Consider the following 18,184-nt stretch of genomic DNA (forward strand, 5'->3'; position numbering starts at 1 on the left):
CGTACGGTTTCGGTGGCAAGGTCCAGCCTCTTTCCGCAGGAGGTCGCCGCAGGTGAGGACGTAAGCCGGGATGACATCAGGGATCTCCAAGGGAAGGTGGTCAGGAGGTGAAGGGCGATTCGGGGCGCCTCACGAGAGCGATCACTCTCTTGCCACGTCCGTCTTGCTTGGGCCAGGAAGCCCAGGCGTCGGCTGCTGCCGACACGAGGTGTAGGCCCCGTCCGCTGGTGGAACAGAGCGGAACCATCTGAGGCACCGGGGGCTCGGGGGAGTTGTCCTCGACCTCGATCCGCATAACACCGGCCTGCAGGGCTACCGTCAGCGTGATCTCTTCGATGGGCTCGCCGTCCAGTCTGGGCGGGAGACTCAGGTCAACGTTCGGCGTTCCGCCGTGCCGCTCTGCGTTAGTTGTGAGCTCGCTGACGATCAGCACGGCCTGGTCCAGGAGGTCTTCCGCCCTCCACTCCGTCAGCGCTTCCCGGGTGAAGGATCGTGCCTTGCCCGGTGCCCTGTCGTTGGCGGCGAGAGTCAGGCTCTTCTGCTGTTCGGGAGCGCTGATCACGCTGTCCAGCGGTTTGATTCGGTCCATGCTCGCCTTCTCACAACTGGTGCTTGAGTCCGCGGAGGACTCGATCGGCGGTCTTGTCGGAGTGGTCGAAGCGGCGGAGGTTCTGCACGAGCACGGCCACCGGAGAGGGTGGGCGAGGTGCCGTACGCCGGACATCCGGCCGGGAGCGCGGCCGTCGCCGGACACAGTCCGGGCAGCGGTGCCAGTCGTGTGGCTGGTCTTCACCGGTTTCCTCACGGGCAAGGGGAGTTGGTGGTTTCGTTGTCCATGAGCGAACCGTGGATCACATCGCGGCGGTACCTCCGGGCGGCAGCGGGGACCGTCAAACCCGTCAAAGATCGTTTTGGTGAACCGAGGTAGACGATGGCGCGCGAGCGGAACGTGAAGCTGGCCGACGCGATCGCGGAAACAGGCTGGTCGCAGCAGAAAGTGGCCGCTGCCTTGGTGAGGGTCGCGACCGAGGTAGGAGCGAAAGAACTGCTGGGCACCAGCCGCTCGCACGTCGCCATGTGGGTGGCGGGCACACAGCCCTCGGGCAGAGCGCCCCTTATCTTGTGCGAGACGTTGTCCCGGCGACTTCAACGCCCCATCACTCCCGCGGAGATCGGACTCTCCGGGCCGGGTGCAGGTGCGGGTGTTGCGGCATCGGAGTGGAACGTCGATACGCTGACTGCGCTTGTAGACCTGGGGAGAAGCGACGTGGACCTCGAACGCCGCCGCCTGCTGGCCGGCGCCGCCTACTCGGTCGGTGGCCTGGTTCTGCCCGAACAGCAGTGGTGGGACGAAGCTCCCCGACGGGCGAAGTCTCGCCCCGCCGCGACGAGCCGCAGGGTCGGGGCCGCCGAAGTCAGCGCTGTGCGTGAGATGACAGAGTTCTTCTCTCGAAGAGACCAGCGCCACGGCGGCATGGACGGCCGTACGGCCCTCTATCAGTACCTCGTCGATGACGTGGCCAGGTACGTCGGAGGGGCATTCACCAGCGATGACACCCGTCGCGCCCTGCTAGCCGCTGCGTCCGAGGCGGTGTACGTCGCCGGCTGGATGAGCTTCGATGCCTCCCACCACGAGGCCGCGCGTCGCTACTTCACGTTAGCCCTGAAGCTAGCGGCTGAGGCCGATGACGCTCCCCTCGCCGGCCACATCCTGCGAGCCATGGCTCACCAGGCAACGGACCTCGGCCACCCCGAGGCTGCCGTCGACCTCGCCAGCGCCTCCGTCGACCGCAAGCGGTACACGCTGGCGACCCCCCGTGAGCGGGCACTGCTCGGAGTGGTGCAGGCACGCAGCCTTGCCGCCGACGGGCAGAGGCGTGCCGCGATCGCAGCGCTTCTCAGGGCCGAGGATGACCTCGCTGCAACGGACGTCGGCGACGAGGATCCGAGTCGGGTGTGGTTCTTCCAGCGGGCTTCCCTGTGCCATGAGACCGCTCGCACTCTGTGGACACTCGGCGATCTCGACGGAGCCCTTCGAGACTTCAACAACAGCGTGCTGACCAGGAAGGCCGATACCTTCAGTCGGACCCACGCGGTGACGTTGGGCTACATGGGCACGGTGCAGGCCCGCAAGGGCAACGTGGAGGCCGCATGCCACACATGGGCACAGGCACTGGATGCGATGGAAGGCGTGCAGTCGGGCAGAGCACGCGAGGCGGCCGTGAATATGCGTCGGGTGCTGTCTCCCTTCCGTAATCGAGGAATCGGCGTTGCGGCGGAGATCGACGAGCGCGCCAAGGCCGTACTCGAACGAGTAGCCTGACGGTGCCATGGTGGTGAAGGCGGGCATACTGTGGCTGACCGCCGTGCCGTGCCGTGCCGTGCCGTGAGCGGAGAAGGGGGAACCTGTGTCCACAAAGTCCATCGAGGTGCCGGTGATCGCCGAGGTGGTCGGGGGCCACAAGGGGCGCCTCGACGACTTTAAGGGCGGTGTGGAGTCGATCATTCGGCTGCGCCCGGAGTACCCGGAAGAGACTCTGCAGGGGATCGAGGAGTTCTCTCACCTCCAGGTCACCTGGTTCTTCAACTTCGGTTCTCCTGATGACGTCGCCCTGCACGCGCGCAGCCCGCGAAACAACCCGGCGTGGCCGGCCACGGGAACCTTCGTCCATCACAACCACCGCCGGCCGGCCCGCCTGGCGACCTCGTTCCCGCGACTGCTCCGCGTGGAAGGACGGGACCTGCACGTCACTGACCTCGACGCCGACGACGGCAGCTTGGTGGTGGACCTCGTGGCGGTCTTCGAGGAGTTCCTGCCGAGGGGTGCCGTCAGCCAGCCTCTCTGGCCCGGTGAGATGCTGACGGACTACTGGCGGAACGCCGGTGAACGCTGACTAGAAGGCATCTTCACGCCCGAAAGAGGCACACAGACTGCTGCAGCAGCGTCCCTTTTCGTTGCAAACGCAGCGGCACCTGCATCCGTACGGTGATACGTCCCGCCGCCCGCGCCAATACCAGCACTCACCGCCTGCCACCGCGCGCTCTTTGGTCACGGCAGGGCGGCCGGACGCCCTTGGACCGTGACCGTCGTGAAGCAGGGGCCGTGGCGCTGCTCGGGAAGATGGATGCTTGCTCGGACCGGCGACGTGCACGTACCGGCCCTGGCCGACGCGCCCCGAGCCCGAAGTATCCGGCCGCAGGTCGAAGGTGTGCCCTCTCGTCCGGTGGTGGGCAGCGTGTATCCAGCCGTATTCACCCGCCAGCTATGTTCGTGATGCAAGGACAGGTAGCGCCGTGAGGCCCCGTACCAGGCGTGTTCTCCTCCAAACGAGATGCTCGGTCGACACAGCGAGCCGCAGGTCGGGAAACCGGGTGAGCAGCTTCCGGAGTGCGATGTCCGCTTCCGCCTTGGCGAGGGGCGCCCCGACGCACCGGTGGATCCCGTGCCCGAAGCTCAGGTGGCCGGCAGGGCTCCGGTCGAGGTCCAGTGTGTCCGGTGCCGGCCAGCGTGCCGGATCACGGTTCGCGGCACCGATGGCGACCAGTACCGGCTTGCCCGCGGGGATGTGGGTTCCGCCGAGCGTGACGGCCTCCGTGGTGAACCGGAACGTCGCGCTGCTGACCGGCGAGTCGTACCGGAGCAGCTCGTCGAGCGCCGAGGGGATCTCGTCCGGGTGTTGTCGGAGACGCTGAAGTTCCGCGGGATGCAGCAGCAGGGACAGGACGGCGTTGCCGAGGAAATTGGTCGTCGTCTCGTGGCCGGCGACCAGGAGCAGCACGCCCAGGGAGACCAGTTCCTCCTCGGAGAGCCGGTCGTCCCCGTCGCGGGCCGCGATGAGGCGGTCGAGCAGCGCGTTGCCCGGTCGGGAGCGCTTGTCGGCGATCAAGCCGGTCATGTAGTCCGCCAGGGAGTGGGAGGCGGCGTCGATGACGGCCGGTGCCCCGGAGGCGAACAGCTCGCCGGACCACCGGCGGACCTCCGCGCGGTCCGGCTCCGGGACCCCGAGCAGTTCGCAGATCACGATGACGGGGAGCGGCACCGCCAACTCAGCGACGAGGTCGACCGGGCCGCCGGCCGGCCAGCGGTCCAGCAGCGCGTCGGTGGTCCTGGCGATGAACGGTCGGAGCTCGTCCACCGCGCGGGTGGTGAACGAGCCCGTCACCAGCCTGCGCAGGCGGGTGTGCTGCGGCGGATCGGTGGCCAGCATGGTGTGCGCGACGGCCGGGTGGATGCGGCGCCCCGACTCCTTGCCGGCGAAGAACGCCGCCGTGTTCTTCGACAGCCGCGGGTCCGCGAGAGCGTCCCGGGCCTCCTCGAACCCCGTGACCAGGTAACTGCTGTGCCCGCCCGAGCCGGTCGGCACCTGCTGCACCGGGCATCGCGAGCGCAGGGCGGCGTAGGCCGGATACGGATCGCGTAGGAACGCTGGGTCGGTCGTCGGGTCGCTCATGCCATCAGACTCCAACCGGCTCGGGCAGGCCGTCGTCGGCGACACGCACAGCGGCGTGCTGCGTGTAGGCATCGGCCACCAGCAGGAGCCACTCCGTGTCGTCCCGGAGGCTCTTCCGAGCGGAGGCGTCCGTTGTCGCCGGGGCAGCAATCACCCGGGGGAGGGTGCCTGTTCGCATGGCCGCCAACGAAGCCTTGACGACGGCCGCCTCCACGAACGCGGCCTCTCTCGCACCCTGGCCGGGCGAAGCCTTGGCTGCGGCTTCCTCCACCTGCTGTGAACGGTACGGGCGGAGAGCGAGGATCCCGTCGCTGATCTCGATCACCCGTCGTTGGAGAAGAAAGTCGGGGTCCTCGACCGACTCGTCTCCCTGGCCGCCGGCGGAGAGGACGATCTGCGGCATGGCCTGCGACAGGTCACGCCAGAGTGGCGCGAGGGCCTCGAAGGACCGCTTCTCCCAGCGACGGCGACGGAACTGGGCGACCGGGTAGGCGACGGCGGGCAGCGTGAGACCGACACAGATCAGGAGTACAGCCAGTGCGGGCGAGGCCACGCTGAACACGCAGGGGGCCGCCACCAGCGACGAGCACTCCGAGTGGTCGGGGACCAACGGGAAACCGAACCCGAGTGAGACGAGCACCGTCAGCTTGTACGCGATGTACACCAGAGCGAAGGCGCAACCGCATGCCGCCAGGCGCAGGCCGAGCCGGACGCTGCTCCGACGGGTCGCCTTCGACTGCCGCAGGGCCTGCTGTGCGAAGTCGATGACGGCGAAGCCGAGGTAGGAGATGAACAGGAGCAGGTAGAGCGCGTACACCTGGGGCGAGCGGTGGGCCATCTGCTCCCCAATGAACAGCACCGTCATTCCGACAGTCGAGGCGGCGAAGAGGACCAGGCGCAGTCGGACGCGACGTCGGGCCTGCGCTGGTTCAAGGTTGAGCTGGAAGGAAACGGCCAGGGCCGCGGTAGCAGCCCCCAACGAGGCGCAGTTGCTCAGCAGTCGGGCCATGTGCGGCACGACCTCCTCGACAACGCCCCCGACCAGCGGTGAGTAGCAGGCGAAGGCCACGGCGAACGAGCCCAGGAGCGCTCCCATGGTCCAAGTGCCGGTCGGGCGGGGTGTTCCGCGGCCGAGGATCCAGTAGCCGGCAGCCGCCGCGAGCATGCTGGCCAGGCCAAGGAAGACAGCATTCATCGTGAGCCGAACCGACCCTTCCTGATGGGCTGGGCGAAGAGCGCGTCCCAGCTGTCCGAACCCTTTCCAGGCTGACGGGATGACGATTCACGCTCGCGGTAGATGCGCTGACGAATGACCGTAGCCATCATTTCTGCCTCGAGTTCATCGGCCGTCGAATAGCTGGTGCGTCCGGACATGCGCATCACCAAGGTGGGGTTCACCCCGAAGGCGTGGACCGCGTCGGCGTCGATCTCCACGCTTCCGGGATGGTCGCAGTACACGTGGCACAGCTCATGGGTGAGGATGTGCCGCTGGTGATTGACGGACGTTCCCTCCTCGTAGAACAAGAGGTCAGCCGCAGGTGTCTCCAGCCTGATGCCGCAAGGCGCATCCATGGCGCCGAGCGTATTCAGAGGTTTCAACACAATGGGCTTGCCGCGAAGCGTCGCTATGGATTCACGCAGTTCGCGTGTAGTGAAGCGATGGGGAAGGTGCAGGCGGTCGACCTGCTCCTCACACCATGTACGCAGTCGACTCCCGTCGATTTCTAGCAAGGGCATATCGTTCCCCCTCGGCCCGGACAGTGCGCCGGCTTGCTCGGCGATGGCAGGAGAATGCCAAGAATCAGCTGGAACTCGCGCTTCCAGGAACGACTGGTTCCAGTTACAGTCAGTGACGACGCACTGGCGTGTCCTGCTTGGCGCCGACTGGAGGGTCTGCGCTATCGGATGGCGGCTCAACCCGATGATCCGGTGCGCGGACAGGGAGTTGCACTAGGCGATGCGTTTGATTGAATAGGCGACCACCCGTTATGTCTGACTACTCTGAATGACGTATTCATGATCTTTGGGCGCCTTTTCCGCCTGCGTTATGGCCCAAATCACCTGCTCTGGGCCTACGCTTATGCACATGGACTCCCGGGGCGGCCAGGGCGACATCGGCGATTTCGGCGAGGAGTCCCTGCCCGAGCTGCTGCGGTCGTGGCGCCGGCGCGCGGACCCGCGCACTTTCCCGGGGCTGCCTGTGCACGGTCGGCGGGGGAAGGGGTTGACGCACGGTGATGTGGCCCGGCTGGCCGGCGTCAGCGCACGGTGGTACGGCGCGCTGGAGCAGGGAAGGGACGCCGGATACTCCGCGGACTTTCTCGACCGCGTGTCGGCGGCGCTGCGGCTGAGTCGCGCGGAGCGTCACGCGCTGTATGTGCGCGCTGTAGGGCGTCCACCGGCTCTCGCCGCGGTGCCGGAGGCGGACGCGACAGCGGAGATGGACGAGGTGCTCCAGCGGCTCGTCGACCGTCAGGCACCAGATCCCGCCGTGGTAACGGACCTGGCGTGGAACATGGTCGGCTACAACGAACCCGCTCGGCTGTGGTTCCCCGGGGCGGTCCGTGAGGCCAACCAGATGCGGTGGACGTTTCTCAGTCCTGAGGCCCGCGAGCAACTGCTGGACTGGGAAGAGGACTGGGCCCGGCCCTACTTGGGGCAAATTAGGTACGAGCGAGGCAATCACCCGGACAACGAGCCCCTGAGGCGTCTCGAGCGGGACATCTTGGCGGGGTCGACGACCGCGCGAACGATCTGGGACCGGCGGGAGCTGGTCGACCACGGTGACGGTGCTCTGCGCAGGCTCAGGCTGCCGTACCACCAAGGCCGCGAGGTCGCCGTCCGCACGATCTCCCTCCGGCCCGCGCGCAGCGACAGACTCCGTATCACCGTGCTGATGGAGGAAAGTCCCGAAGCGGCTGCCAGCTGATCGGCCACGACGACGCGGCCTGGCTCCGAGGGGGCCTGCTCAGTCCTCGTCGAGCAGGCCGGAGTCGACGGAGTCCTCCGGAATGCCCTCCAGTCGCCGGGCCTGGTCGATCACGGCCGTCACCATCTCCAGGCTGCTGGTGCTCAGCCCGTTGGCGCGCAGCGCGACTCTGCGGACGTCCGCATCCCGCATCGCCGCGACCAACCCGACCTCGGCCAGTGTCCGTTCGGCCACCTCCTCCTCGAAGAAGTAGCTGGGGGGTACGCCGAAGAAGGCGGCCAGCGCACGGACGGTGGCCATCTTCGGGTTCTCGTTCTTCCCGGTCCGAAGCTGCTGGATGGCGCTCGCGGAGATGGAGAATCCCGTCGCCTCCTGCACGCCCTGCGACACCTCCGCATACGTGTAGGGTCCGCGCCCGGTCGGATGCACCTCACGGAACAGGGCGTCGAGCAGTTCCGCGAAGGTCCGCGCGTTCTTCTCGGTCATCTCCAGCCCTTCGTCGCTCCGATGCTATCCACTCCGGTGGTGATCGTGCACCTCTGGAGGTCAGACTTCACCATCACAGTTGACGCGATATGACAATTGCGGTGTACGTTGACCTTCGCTATCCCACACTGAAATGTTGCGTGCCTGGTCAGGTCAGGTGTGAGAGATGGACTTGTGCCGGGGCTCGCCGTATGGTGCTGGTCCCCGCGCAGGGGGAGCAGCGATCGCGACGCAAGGAGGAAGCGATGCAAGACGCGGGGTCCATGAACCCCTGGAGGACGGAAAACCGGCGCCCGGGAGCTACCAACTCCCAAGCGCCGGGCCGACACCCCGAAGGGTGCCGATTCACATCTCGCGGGCGGCGGGGCTTTTGCACGAGAACCGCCGCACCGCGCTCCTACGAAAGACGGAGTATCGCATGCTCGCCACGCCGAGCGAAACGCCGGCATGCCCGAACACGGCTCGCCAGCACCGCCTCGCGGCCCAGCTCGCCGACATGATCCCCGGAGCGGCCACCCTCCGTGTCGGCCTCAGCGACCCGGCGCAGACGTGGCCCCATCCACACGCCATCGCCAAGGACGCGGGTGGGGCGACCGTCGAGCTGAGCCGGACGACCGCCAGCGTCGCGGCACGCTGGGTCATGCGGGTCTGGCCGGACGTGAACTGGACCCGCCCTCACACCTTCGACCTCGCCACCGCGACCCTCACCCGCAGCGACCTCGTCGTCGGTCGGGGCCGCTGATATGGCGAGGATCCGGACCATCAAGCCGGAGGCGTTCTTCTCCGAGTCGCTCGCCGAGGTGAGCGTCGAGGCGGAACGGACCTTCTTCGGCCTCCTCACCCAGGCCGACGACCACGGCCGCCACCGCGACAACGCCGCGATCATCGCGGGGCTGCTCTGGCCCCTGCGGGCCGAGCACACCTCGGTCCACGTCGAGGACGACCTCCAGCAACTCGCCAACGCGGGCCTGCTCTGCCGGTACACCGGCTGCGACGGCCGCCGCTACCTCCACGTCGTCACCTGGTCCGAGCACCAGAAGATCGACAAGGCGAGCCAGTCACGCCTGCCCTCGTGCCCGCAGCACCAGGCTGCCGACCGGTGCGCACCTTGCAAGGGATCCTGCACCCGGAAGGCGGACGGCTCGCCCGCTACTCCCCGAGGGCTCGCCGAGGGCTCGGGAAGGGCTCCCCGAGCCCTCGATCTGCCTGCCGTACCCGCCTCGACGGTGCCGGACCAGGTAGGTGGGCCCGCCGCCGACCGGCAGGAGGCTGCCGACGGAACCAACGGCGCACCGGCGCGGTCCGGAGTTAAAAGTGCAGGTCAGAGGGTCGTCTCGGGGGGCTCCCCGAATCTTCCCCGAAGCCTCCCCGAAGGCTCGGCGCCTGGATCTAGGATCTTGGATCCTGGATCTCTTGTCCCTACGGGGCGCATAGCGCCCGCAGCCGGCATCTCCGCCAAGGACCTCGTCGGGGAGTACGTCGCCGGGTGCGACCAGCGCCCCCCGAGCGACGTGATCGGGCACCTCGGACGGATCATCAAGAAGCTCCTGGACGAGGGCATCGCACCGGCGCACATCCGAGCCGGGCTGGCGAATTTCACGGCCAACCCCAAGCACCCGAGCGTGCTGACCAGCATGGTCAACGAGGCAATGAACGCTCGCCCCGGCGGTTTGGCGCGGCCGGGAATCCGGCCTACCGTGCCCGCCCACCAGGCGTGGACCAACCCGGCCAACGCTTCCGCCGCCTATGCCGAGGAGCTGTGATGCACACCCGTCAGCGCGAACCGCAGCTCCTCGGCAACGAAGCCACGCTGGAGCGCATGGCCAGGATCCTGGCCGCCCGCAACATCGACCCGGCCGACGCCGCGCTGCCGGACGACGCCGAGCCCTTCTCGCCGCTGGACGCCCTGCTCGCCGGGATGCCCCCGCGTTATCAAGCGGCTGTCGCAGACCACCCCACGGTCCTGGAGTGGGCCCGGAAGGTCATCGACGCGGCCGTCGCCCCCAGCCGAGGAGCCCGACGACAGGTCACCACCGGACCTAGCCTGCTGATGGCCGGGGTCGTAGGCGCGGGCAAGACACACCAGGCGTACGGCGCAGTCCGGGCGCTGGTCAACAGCGGGGTCGGTGTTCGCTGGCGCTCGACCACCGCTGCCGACCTCTACGCCGATCTCCGCCCCCGGCCCGGAATCGACAGTGAGCGGGAATTGGCGGCGGTCAGCCGCTGCCCGCTGCTGATCATCGACGACCTCGGCGCGGCCAAGGCGAGCGAGTGGGTCGAGGAAGTGACGTACCGGCTGATCAACCGGCGGTACAACTACGAACTCCCCACGCTGATCACGACCAACCTGGCGATCAAGGACCTGCGCTCCTACCTCGGGGATCGCGTCGCCAGCAGGCTCGCGCAGATGACCACCCGAGTCGAGTTCCAGGCCGTCGACCGCAGACGCCACAGCGCCGCCGCCTGACCCTCCACAAGCCACCCCGCCGGACCGCGCCCTCGCAGCGCCGTCCCCACCCGGGACACCTACCGCCAGCGCACCTCTCCGCCGACGCAACTGCGCGCGGAGAGCGATCGGAGCACCCCGCATGACCAGCACGATGAACGGCCCCGCCAACCACCGCCAGCTCGGCGACCAGACCTGGCAGGCCGACGCCGTCTGTCAGAGCACCGAGTACAACCCGGTGGACCCCGAAGTCTTCTTCCCCGAACCCGACGAGACCACCAAGATCGCAACGGCCAAGGCCCTGTGCGGCCAGTGCCCGGTCCGTCGCACCTGCCTGGACGCCGCTCTCGAAGGGGGTGACACCGACGGGATCCGTGGCGGCCTGACGGAGGAGGAGCGCGGGCCGCTGCACGACAAGCTCGCCAGCCGCCTCGACTACAGCCGCGTCAATGCCACCATCGCCGGGCGCGACGTGCACCTCACCCATGCGGAGCGCCGCGCGGTCGAGTACGCGGCCTACCGCCACGGCGTAAGCGAGCAGCGCCTGGCCTGGCTTCTGAAGGTCACCGAGGAGCACGCCAAGAAGCGGTACCGCGAGATCCGCCGGGCCGAGCGCAACCGAACCCTGAATCAGCCCACCACCAACACCACACCCCCCGAGACCAGCGGCGAGCGCCTGGTCCGCGACGACTTCGGGACGGCGGCATGAACATCGCAAGCGCGTCGAAGACGGCGCACATATCCGGGTGGGACCGCGCGGCTGTCGTGGCGCTCGGGGGCGCGGGGTGCGCGCTGTCGTACGACGCCCTGCAGCAGATGGCCGTGGCCATCCACATCCGAGGCTTCCTTACCTACCTGTTTCCCCTGGTGATCGACGGGTTCATCGCCTACGGCATCCGAGCCCTCCTGGTCCTGCGCAACGCACCTCTGCGCGCCCGGCTCTACGTCTGGACGCTCTTCGGTACGGCCACCGCCGCCAGTATCTGGGCCAACGCACTCCACGCGGTGCGCATCAACCAGGTCACGGTCGCCGGCACCGGCCTCCAACTCGGTGACGCGGTGGTCGCGGTGCTCTCCACCATCGCCCCGCTCGCGCTGGCCGGAGCGGTTCACCTCTACATCCTCATTGCCCGGGGCCCGGTCGAGGACTCTGGCCGGCAGAACCTCGGTCAGCCCGGTCACCTCGGTGAGACCGACCGCAGCGACGCTATCGAGGTCACCCGGACCGACCGAGCCGGTCAGCAGCGGTCAGCGGTCGGTCAGGTCAAGTCCGGTCAGTCGGTCACCGCTCTGACCAACCGGCTGCCGCTGTCCCCGACCGACGAGGACACCGCCGCCCGGTCAGTGACCGGAGACTCGACCCCGGCGTCCAGCGGCCAGTCGGTCACCGACCACCACAACCGCAGCCACGGTGCCCCTGACCTGCCGGGACAGGCGGACAAGGGCCGGACGGTCACTGACCGCCCCAGCAGTGCGGCCCCGGTAGGTGATGACCAGGACAGCCCGGCGGCGGTCAGTGCCCCGCCGGTCACCTCATCGCCGGTCACTGACCGGGCCGCTCGGTCGACTGGTGACCGGCGTCCTGACCCGGACACCGAGGAGCTGCTGGCGATCGCCCGGTCGGCGGTCAGGGCCGAGGACAAACTGACCCGCAAGGTGGTCGCCCAGGCGATCCGAGGTCAGCAGATCCCGCTGTCCAGCGACACCCTGACCGCGCTGATGGCTCAGCTCCGCGAGCAGCACCGCCAGCCGGTCACTTCCTCCCGGCCCTGACCGAACCTCCACGGAGTGGGTGACCGAACCGGTCACCCCGGCCGGTCACCCACTCCGCATGTCAGCGACACACCCCGCCCCAGCAGAAGCGGAGAGCACCCGATGCGCACTCACCCGGCCACGCCCGCCGAAGTCGACTCCTGGCTGACCGTCCTGCACCAGCACGGACACCTCCACCGCGTCCAGTCCGGCCCCGACACCACCTGGATCGTGCAACGCGAGCAGCACGACCGGCCCTGGACCCTGCACCACCCCGTCCTGGCCATGGACTGGATCGAGGAACTCGTCCGCGAAATCCAGCAGCAGGACCCGGAGACGAGCCGGTGAACACCAACGACCCGGTGGGCACCAGCGCTGGACAGCAGCGTGACCCCACCACGGCTCCTGGCGGAGCAAGCTATCGCGTACGACGGTCCTACGGCCCGACGTACGCACTTGCCCCCGCCCAGGAGGGCGGGGGAAGCCCGGCTGGTCCCCGAGCGAGGGCGCACGGGGACCAGCCGGGCAACCGGCACCAGGGGGCGCCGGTCACCGGGGGAGAAGCCGACCGCGACGACCACCGCGAGCAGCCGCGCCCGAGCACGCCCGCCTACCCCGACCGCAAACCGCGCCGCCGCACCCGCAACCCCAGCGAGCGCACCCGCAAGACGACCACCCGCCTCTCCGACACCGAGAAATCCGAGATCACCGACGCCGCCACCAAGCGCGGCGTCACCGTCGCCCGCTTCCTCGCCGTCTCCGGCCTGAGCGCCGCCCGCGGATGCGCCGCCGTGCACAGCAACGACCAGCTCGACACCGCCATCGACGAACTCGCCGCCCTGCGCACCGCGCTGGCCCGGATCGGCAACAACATCAACCAGATCGCCTTCGTCCTCAACAGCGGTGGCCACCCGCGCGCCGGTGAACTCGAACACGCGCTGGGCGCACTGACAGGACTTCTCGCACGCGTCGATGACGCGGCGAACGACCTGGTGACCCGGCGGCTGTGATGGTTCCCGACATCGGGCGCGGCTCGCGCACCCACGGCCTCCTCGTCTACCTCTACGGCCCCGGACGGCGCGAGGAGCACACCGACGCACACCTCGTCGGCTCCTGGGACGGCTTCGCCCCCGACCCCGGCCGCGACACCAGCCTCGACCCCGACCCGAAGGTCACCCTCGCCCGGCTCACCGCCGCCCTGGACCTGCGGGTCAAGCAGGCCGGCGACCGCGCGCCCGCCAAGCACGTCTGGCACTGCTCGGTGCGCACCGCCCCCGGGGACCGGCGGCTGGACGACGAGGAGTGGAACGCCGTAGCCCAGCGCATCGTCCACGCCACCGGCATCGCCCCGGCCGGAGACCCCGACGGCTGCCGGTGGATCGCCGTCCGCCACGCGGAGGACCACATCCACATAGTCGCCACCCTCGTACGCGGTGACCTGCGCAACCCGCGCCTGAACTACGACTTCAACAAGGCCCAGGCCGAATGCCGACGCATCGAGAAGGAGATGGGCCTGCGGCGCCTGAACGCGGGCGACGGAACCGCAGCGAAGAACCCCAGCAGCGCCGAGAAGTTCAAGGCCGAGCGCACCGGCCGCCCGGAGACCTCGCGCGAGACGCTCCGTGAGGCCGTCCGTCGAGCCGTGGCGGGAGCGGATTCGGAAGAGGAGTTCTTCACGCGACTCCGAGAGGCGGGGGCGCGGGTGAAGCTGCGGCACGCTCCGTCCGGTGACGCGCTTGGCTACAACGTGGCCCTGCCCGGCGACCGCAACCGCGACGGAGACCCGGTCTGGTACCCCGGCTCCAAACTGGCCCCCGACCTCTCCCTTCCGAAGATCCGCCTGCGCCTCACCGACGGGGCCGCCGAGCCGAGCGCGCCCGCGGCCGCCGCTGACCGGACGAACTGGTCACCGCCCGCCCGTCAACGACGCAACGCCACCGTCATCGCCGAGCGCTCAGCCACGCTCCTGGAACGCGACGAGGACGGCCAGGACGCCGCCCAGCTCGTCGGCGTCGGAGAACTCCTCGACGCGGTGGCCCAGACCTCACCGGCCACCACCCGCGCCGAGCTGGCCGCCGCAGCTCGCGCCTTCGAGCGGGCAACCCGCAGCCACGTCCGCGCCGAACGCGCCGACACCCGGGCTCTCCGCTCAGCCGCCCGAGGCATCGTCCAGGCCGGCGGGGCGCTCGGCCGAGGCGAGGACGGCGGCACCACCGCCATGCTCGTCTCCACCCTCGTCCTCGTCACCCTCGCCGCCGCCCGCTGGCACTCCGCCCGCGGACACGCCCAGCAGGCCCACGCCTCCCGACAAGCCGCCGCGCACCTGCGCACCGCCTACCGGCAGGCCGCCGCCACCCCGATGCGCATGCTGCACGACCAAGGCCGCGCCCTTCCTGACGCCCAGCGCCTCATGCACGAGGCCTCCCTTCGCGCCGTCCTGCCCGAGAAGGTCGTACGGGCAGGAGGCACGGAAGCGAGGACCGATGCCTTGGTCGCCACCCTCGCCCAGGCCGAGCGGGCAGGCCATGACTCCGAAGCCCTCCTGCGCCAGGCCATCGACATGCGCGAACTCGACAGCGCCGACGACGTGAACGACGTCCTGGTCTGGCGCCTGCGGCGCATCGCCCAGCTCCCTGCACACCCGGGTGACGGTGCCCGTCGTCCGCAGGCCGCCACCCGCCAGGCCACCACGCCGAGCAACCGCACCAGTGAACGAAACACGACGGCAGCCGCACCGCTCGGGACTGCTCAAGACCCAAACCGCCGCTCGCCACGTCGCTGACCACGTCGAACCGGACGTAGACCACCGTCCGAGCGGACGCTGCGAAATGTATGGACAGCCGGTTCCACCGGCTGTTACGGATGAAGACAGGACCGACAACCGGGAGATGACGCTCGTGCTCAGAACCACCACCCGCACCACGGAGCCGGCACCCGTCCTGCCCGTCGTCCCCACTGGTACCGACCCCCTGCTGCAGCTCCAGGCCGAGACTCGGTCGGCCGACGGCCCCGGGGCAATTCGCTGCGTCGGCCACTCACGCGAACTCGCTCTCGGGGGCATCCCCGTGATGTGCTCCGCCTGCAGTGCCCGACGCGACTGGCTGCTCATCAACCACGGGCGCAACGTCTGGGTCCGCTGCCGGTGCGGCAACCAGTGGCTCGAGCCCGAGATCGGCCGCGCCGACTTCGATGCCCTGGTCGGCGGCCCGCACGGGACGACCTACCCGAGTGTCGAGGCGGGCTTGACCGCGCTCGGGTTCGACGGCGTATTCGCCGGCATCTACCTGGAGTAGCCGAGCACCAGACGGAACGCCGAAGGGCGCCACCGGCATGTCGGTGGCGCCCCTTGGCGTGCAGGTGAGGTTCAGCCGCGTGCGCTGTCCTTCGCCAGCCCACCCCGGAAGTCGCACCCCGGGCACTCGTCTTCACCCTGGACGTGTCCCTCGTACCAGCCGTGGACCGCCGCATGCAGGATGGCCTCCTCCACGGTGGCCTCGCCGCTACGGACTGACTCGATGGCTCCGCCGACGATCAACCCGAGTACGGCGTTGTCGGTCGAGGGGAACGGGGGCGAGGGCATCTGCGAGTCGGGTGTCATGCCCGCAGCCTACGGGCGAGCACCCGCTCGGTCAGTCGGTCGACGTGGTCTCCTGTCGGGGGGAGCTGTGCAGGTCGCTGCGAAATCCCCGGCCGACCGGCCTCCAGTTCTGGAAGGTGGACGGCTTCCAGCGGGGACGGTCCGGAACGCTGTCGTCGTCGGGCGAGGGCAGGCTGCCCCGGCTCTTGCGGCTGCGGGTCGCGCCGACGCTGATACCCAGGTGGGCGGCGACCTCCGGGTATCCCCAGAGCCTCTGGTCGTCGGCCATGGTGTTCTCCTTCGTCAGGTCGAGCGTACGCAACGAACGGGTGGACGCACGACGAGGCCGCCCCTGCCTGAGCGGCATGGGGCGGCCTTCGGCGGTCCTCGGTCAGACTCCGGAGAGCCGGTTGGAGAGGTCGAGTGCGTCGGTCGCGAATGAGAGGGCGGCGCACAGGCCGGTCACCTCGTACAGGGTCGGACGGACCAGGCGCGGCCAGTCGTCCGGGACAGCAGGCCAGGAACCGAGGAACACCTCGGCCGTGGTCAGCCCCAGGTACGCCGTGACGTCCCAGCCGCTGCGCGAGGCGGGCTCCCAGCGCAGCCGGATGCGCCCGAGGGGAAGTTGGGGGGTTTCGGCAGCGAGCCAGGTGATGTCGAGGGGGCCGTCGGGGTGGGCGGAGATGCGCTGGAGAAGCGCGCTGTGCACGCCGAACGGCATGGGGCGCACGGCGACATCGTGCAGCGCGAGACGAGGCGCGGGGCGCGAGAGGGACGAGATGGAAGCCTCCGTAGTGGTAGGGAAGCGATCAAGCCCAGGTGAGGGCATCGCGCGCCCCTACCGGGAGGTAGTCCTCCTGACCGTCATCGGCGATGTACGCCTTGCCGTCGCGGACGACGACCTCGGCCCCCACGAAGTGGGCGAAGGGGAAGTCCGGGTTGACGGCGAGACGGACCGGCAGGTTGGGGTCGAGTTCCAGGAGCTGGCGAAGCAGGTGACCGACGGTCAGATACTGGGGCACGGAAACCTCCGAGAGCGGTATGGGCGGACGGGGCAGGACTGGCGGGGACATCGTCAGGTGGCGTCGAGGCGGAGCAGGTCGCGTAGGGCCTTCGGGCCCTTGGTGTGGTCTGGGAGATGCTGCCGACGGTGGAGCCACTAGGTCAGCCGATAGCGAGGTGGGAGGGGAACCGCGCCTTCCTCCGAGACGACCAGGCCGTCGGCGTGCAGGCGCTGCAGCGAGCTGGCGACCCGTTCCTGGCTCAGCCCCGTGGCTGCGCTGATCTTGGAGAGGGGCGCGTCGGGGTTGCCGGACAGGTAGGCGACGACACGGGTGTCGCGACGGCGGAGGTGGTCCTGGAAGATCCCGGCGGTGTACAGCAGCAGCGCGCAGCACATCTGGGGGATACCGCGCGAGGCCATGCCGGTACCTGTGATGGCGTCGTAGGCCGCGAACATGGCAGTGCCGGAGCCGACGATGTGGTTCGCGATTCTCATGAGGTCATCGGAGTAGATGGTCATTGCAATGCCTTTCGTTCAGGAATAGGAGGAGTGTCGGTCCGCCGGGACGGCCGGAACGAGCGCGGTGCACGGGGCGGGCCGTCGTCGGCCCGCCCCGTGGTCCGGCGGTCAGCGCGAGGAGTGGGTGACGAGGGCGGCGAGGAATCCGGCGACGGCCTCGGAAGGGGTGTGGACGCCGAACTCCTGGACCCATACCTCGCCGTCGGCGGGCAGCACCTGGACGCGCCAGACGATCTCGCGCGCCCAGGCGGAGGGGTCTTCCAGCCGACGTAGACGCCGCCTTCCGGGCTGGTCATGTGAATGTTGGCCTCCGGGGTCTCGGCGATCGTCCAGCCGAGACCGTCTAAGAGGTCCAGCACCGGAGCGGCGCAGTGGTCGGAGGAGAGCCATTGGCGGTCTTCCACGGCGGGGCGGACGACGGCGGGCAGGAGGGTGGCAGAGGCGTTCACGGTTGGACGATCCCTTCGTTGACCTGCGGTTTTCCCGACACCCGTACGTTGGCATGTGACATGCCGAAGTGCGTAGTCGTTTCCCCGGGGCTGCCGTCTGCCGTGGGCGAACTGGAGACCACCAGCGAGCGATCGGCGGGACGGGAATGGATCGGCGACTGCGGTTGTCGTACCTGGGTTGCGGTGAGGGACCGCACGTCGGTGAAGGGGAGCAGGGGATGGCCGAGGCGAGCAGACACTGGGACGGCGCCGGACTGGAACGCAAGATCCGCGCCGCCGGACGGCCCTGGACCGTGGGCGACATCGCGATGGTCGCCGACGGCCAGTGGGGAGTCGGTGCACAGCCCGACCGGTGGCCGGACGAGGAGACGGTGGAGCGCCGGGTCGCCGAAGGCCGGCGCGTGGAGCTGACGGTGGAGGAGCTGGCCCGCGCGGTGGGCCCCCGGGCCGAAGAGGGCCACCGCGACGAGAATCGGAGCTAGAGCGTGTCTCTTTGATGGGTGATCAGTTGATCGGATGTGTCTGTCCGATTAGTGATCACCGATGCGATGTGGGACCGGATCGAGCCGTTG

At 69.1% G+C, this 18,184-nt stretch carries 24 protein-coding genes; 13 read left to right on the forward strand and 11 right to left on the reverse strand.

From position 1 onward, the window contains the following. Positions 1 to 100 precede the first annotated feature (100 nt). Entirely contained in the window at positions 101 to 589 is a 489-nt protein-coding gene (locus tag ABZ854_RS33590) for an ATP-binding protein (RefSeq protein ID WP_361218762.1), read from the reverse strand. A gap of 342 nt (positions 590 to 931) precedes the next feature. Between ABZ854_RS33590 and ABZ854_RS33595 the strand changes: the two genes are divergently transcribed. Both ABZ854_RS33595 and ABZ854_RS33600 read left to right on the forward strand, forming a co-directional pair. Next, the gene (locus tag ABZ854_RS33595) at positions 932 to 2,323 is read left to right on the forward strand and encodes a Tat pathway signal protein (protein ID WP_361218765.1); all 1,392 of its coding nucleotides are present in this window, start codon (positions 932 to 934) and stop codon (positions 2,321 to 2,323) included. An 85-nt stretch (positions 2,324 to 2,408) separates the two neighbouring features. Then, positions 2,409 to 2,894 carry a TrmO family methyltransferase gene (locus tag ABZ854_RS33600; protein WP_361218768.1) on the forward strand — a complete coding sequence of 162 codons (486 nt, stop codon included), beginning with the start codon at positions 2,409 to 2,411 and terminating at the stop codon, positions 2,892 to 2,894. Positions 2,895 to 3,263: 369 nt separating this feature from the next. Here ABZ854_RS33600 and ABZ854_RS33605 read toward each other — a convergent pair whose 3' ends face one another. The 3 genes from ABZ854_RS33605 to ABZ854_RS33615 are packed head-to-tail and all read right to left on the reverse strand — an operon-like array spanning position 3,264 to position 6,188. Next, positions 3,264 to 4,451, reverse strand: coding sequence for a cytochrome P450 (locus tag ABZ854_RS33605; protein ID WP_361218771.1), 1,188 nt, complete (start codon positions 4,449 to 4,451; stop codon positions 3,264 to 3,266). A 4-nt stretch (positions 4,452 to 4,455) separates the two neighbouring features. After that, complete coding sequence (locus ABZ854_RS33610; RefSeq protein ID WP_361218773.1) at positions 4,456 to 5,616, reverse strand: MAB_1171c family putative transporter; 1,161 nt, start codon at positions 5,614 to 5,616, stop codon at positions 4,456 to 4,458. 26 nt (positions 5,617 to 5,642) lie between these two features. Further along, complete coding sequence (locus ABZ854_RS33615; protein ID WP_361218776.1) at positions 5,643 to 6,188, reverse strand: regulator component; 546 nt, start codon at positions 6,186 to 6,188, stop codon at positions 5,643 to 5,645. Positions 6,189 to 6,537: 349 nt separating this feature from the next. Between ABZ854_RS33615 and ABZ854_RS33620 the strand changes: the two genes are divergently transcribed. After that, positions 6,538 to 7,380, forward strand: a complete 843-nt coding sequence (locus ABZ854_RS33620) for a helix-turn-helix transcriptional regulator (protein WP_361218778.1) — start codon at positions 6,538 to 6,540, stop codon at positions 7,378 to 7,380. 39 nt (positions 7,381 to 7,419) lie between these two features. On the opposite strand, the gene ABZ854_RS33625 is transcribed toward ABZ854_RS33620, so the two are convergent. Then, the gene (locus ABZ854_RS33625; protein WP_361218781.1) at positions 7,420 to 7,866 is read right to left on the reverse strand and encodes a helix-turn-helix domain-containing protein; all 447 of its coding nucleotides are present in this window, start codon (positions 7,864 to 7,866) and stop codon (positions 7,420 to 7,422) included. A 418-nt stretch (positions 7,867 to 8,284) separates the two neighbouring features. Between ABZ854_RS33625 and ABZ854_RS33630 the strand changes: the two genes are divergently transcribed. The 9 genes from ABZ854_RS33630 (at position 8,285) to ABZ854_RS33670 (ending at position 15,357) form a co-directional block, all read left to right on the forward strand. Beyond that, entirely contained in the window at positions 8,285 to 8,608 is a 324-nt protein-coding gene (locus ABZ854_RS33630; RefSeq protein WP_361218784.1) for a transcriptional regulator, read from the forward strand. A 1-nt stretch (position 8,609) separates the two neighbouring features. Continuing rightward, positions 8,610 to 9,629, forward strand: coding sequence for a hypothetical protein (locus tag ABZ854_RS33635; protein WP_361218787.1), 1,020 nt, complete (start codon positions 8,610 to 8,612; stop codon positions 9,627 to 9,629). Beyond that, entirely contained in the window at positions 9,629 to 10,333 is a 705-nt protein-coding gene (locus tag ABZ854_RS33640; RefSeq protein ID WP_361218790.1) for an ATP-binding protein, read from the forward strand. The genes ABZ854_RS33635 and ABZ854_RS33640 overlap by 1 nt, the downstream gene beginning before the upstream one ends. Before the next feature lie 121 nt (positions 10,334 to 10,454). Next, the gene (locus ABZ854_RS33645; RefSeq protein WP_361218793.1) at positions 10,455 to 11,021 is read left to right on the forward strand and encodes a WhiB family transcriptional regulator; all 567 of its coding nucleotides are present in this window, start codon (positions 10,455 to 10,457) and stop codon (positions 11,019 to 11,021) included. Beyond that, positions 11,018 to 12,085: a DUF2637 domain-containing protein gene (locus ABZ854_RS33650; RefSeq protein ID WP_361218795.1), complete on the forward strand. Its 1,068-nt coding sequence runs from the start codon at positions 11,018 to 11,020 to the stop codon at positions 12,083 to 12,085. The genes ABZ854_RS33645 and ABZ854_RS33650 overlap by 4 nt, the downstream gene beginning before the upstream one ends. Before the next feature lie 102 nt (positions 12,086 to 12,187). Beyond that, on the forward strand, positions 12,188 to 12,412 hold the full coding sequence (locus ABZ854_RS33655; protein ID WP_359157442.1) for a hypothetical protein: 225 nt from the start codon (positions 12,188 to 12,190) through the stop codon (positions 12,410 to 12,412). Further along, a complete protein-coding gene (gene mobC / locus ABZ854_RS33660; protein ID WP_361218799.1) occupies positions 12,409 to 13,074 on the forward strand; it encodes a plasmid mobilization relaxosome protein MobC in 666 nt (221 codons plus the stop codon). Before ABZ854_RS33655 ends, mobC begins: the two co-directional genes overlap by 4 nt. Then, positions 13,074 to 14,846: a mobilization protein gene (locus tag ABZ854_RS33665; RefSeq protein WP_361218801.1), complete on the forward strand. Its 1,773-nt coding sequence runs from the start codon at positions 13,074 to 13,076 to the stop codon at positions 14,844 to 14,846. Before mobC ends, ABZ854_RS33665 begins: the two co-directional genes overlap by 1 nt. Before the next feature lie 106 nt (positions 14,847 to 14,952). Next, positions 14,953 to 15,357: a hypothetical protein gene (locus ABZ854_RS33670; RefSeq protein WP_056704975.1), complete on the forward strand. Its 405-nt coding sequence runs from the start codon at positions 14,953 to 14,955 to the stop codon at positions 15,355 to 15,357. 71 nt (positions 15,358 to 15,428) lie between these two features. On the opposite strand, the gene ABZ854_RS33675 is transcribed toward ABZ854_RS33670, so the two are convergent. From ABZ854_RS33675 to ABZ854_RS33700, 6 genes are all read right to left on the reverse strand, one after another. Further along, the gene (locus tag ABZ854_RS33675) at positions 15,429 to 15,662 is read right to left on the reverse strand and encodes a hypothetical protein (protein WP_056704973.1); all 234 of its coding nucleotides are present in this window, start codon (positions 15,660 to 15,662) and stop codon (positions 15,429 to 15,431) included. A gap of 31 nt (positions 15,663 to 15,693) precedes the next feature. Further along, the gene (locus ABZ854_RS33680; protein WP_056704972.1) at positions 15,694 to 15,930 is read right to left on the reverse strand and encodes a hypothetical protein; all 237 of its coding nucleotides are present in this window, start codon (positions 15,928 to 15,930) and stop codon (positions 15,694 to 15,696) included. A 102-nt stretch (positions 15,931 to 16,032) separates the two neighbouring features. Next, positions 16,033 to 16,362, reverse strand: coding sequence for an esterase (locus ABZ854_RS33685; protein ID WP_361218815.1), 330 nt, complete (start codon positions 16,360 to 16,362; stop codon positions 16,033 to 16,035). Between the two features lie 88 nt (positions 16,363 to 16,450). After that, a complete protein-coding gene (locus ABZ854_RS33690; RefSeq protein ID WP_093761009.1) occupies positions 16,451 to 16,663 on the reverse strand; it encodes a hypothetical protein in 213 nt (70 codons plus the stop codon). Positions 16,664 to 16,800: 137 nt separating this feature from the next. Beyond that, positions 16,801 to 17,139 (reverse strand): winged helix-turn-helix domain-containing protein, encoded by a 339-nt coding sequence (locus tag ABZ854_RS33695; protein WP_361218806.1) that lies wholly within the window; start codon positions 17,137 to 17,139, stop codon positions 16,801 to 16,803. 132 nt (positions 17,140 to 17,271) lie between these two features. After that, the gene (locus ABZ854_RS33700; protein ID WP_361218809.1) at positions 17,272 to 17,916 is read right to left on the reverse strand and encodes a DUF317 domain-containing protein; all 645 of its coding nucleotides are present in this window, start codon (positions 17,914 to 17,916) and stop codon (positions 17,272 to 17,274) included. Here ABZ854_RS33700 and ABZ854_RS33705 point away from each other — a divergent pair. Continuing rightward, positions 17,831 to 18,094 carry a hypothetical protein gene (locus ABZ854_RS33705; protein ID WP_097930480.1) on the forward strand — a complete coding sequence of 88 codons (264 nt, stop codon included), beginning with the start codon at positions 17,831 to 17,833 and terminating at the stop codon, positions 18,092 to 18,094. The two genes, ABZ854_RS33700 and ABZ854_RS33705, sit on opposite strands and share 86 nt — an antisense overlap. The last annotated feature ends 90 nt before the right edge of the window (positions 18,095 to 18,184 follow it).

It is taken from the genome of Streptomyces sp. NPDC047028 (assembly GCF_040644095.1).
In the GTDB taxonomy this organism is placed as follows: Bacteria; Actinomycetota; Actinomycetes; order Streptomycetales; family Streptomycetaceae; genus Streptomyces.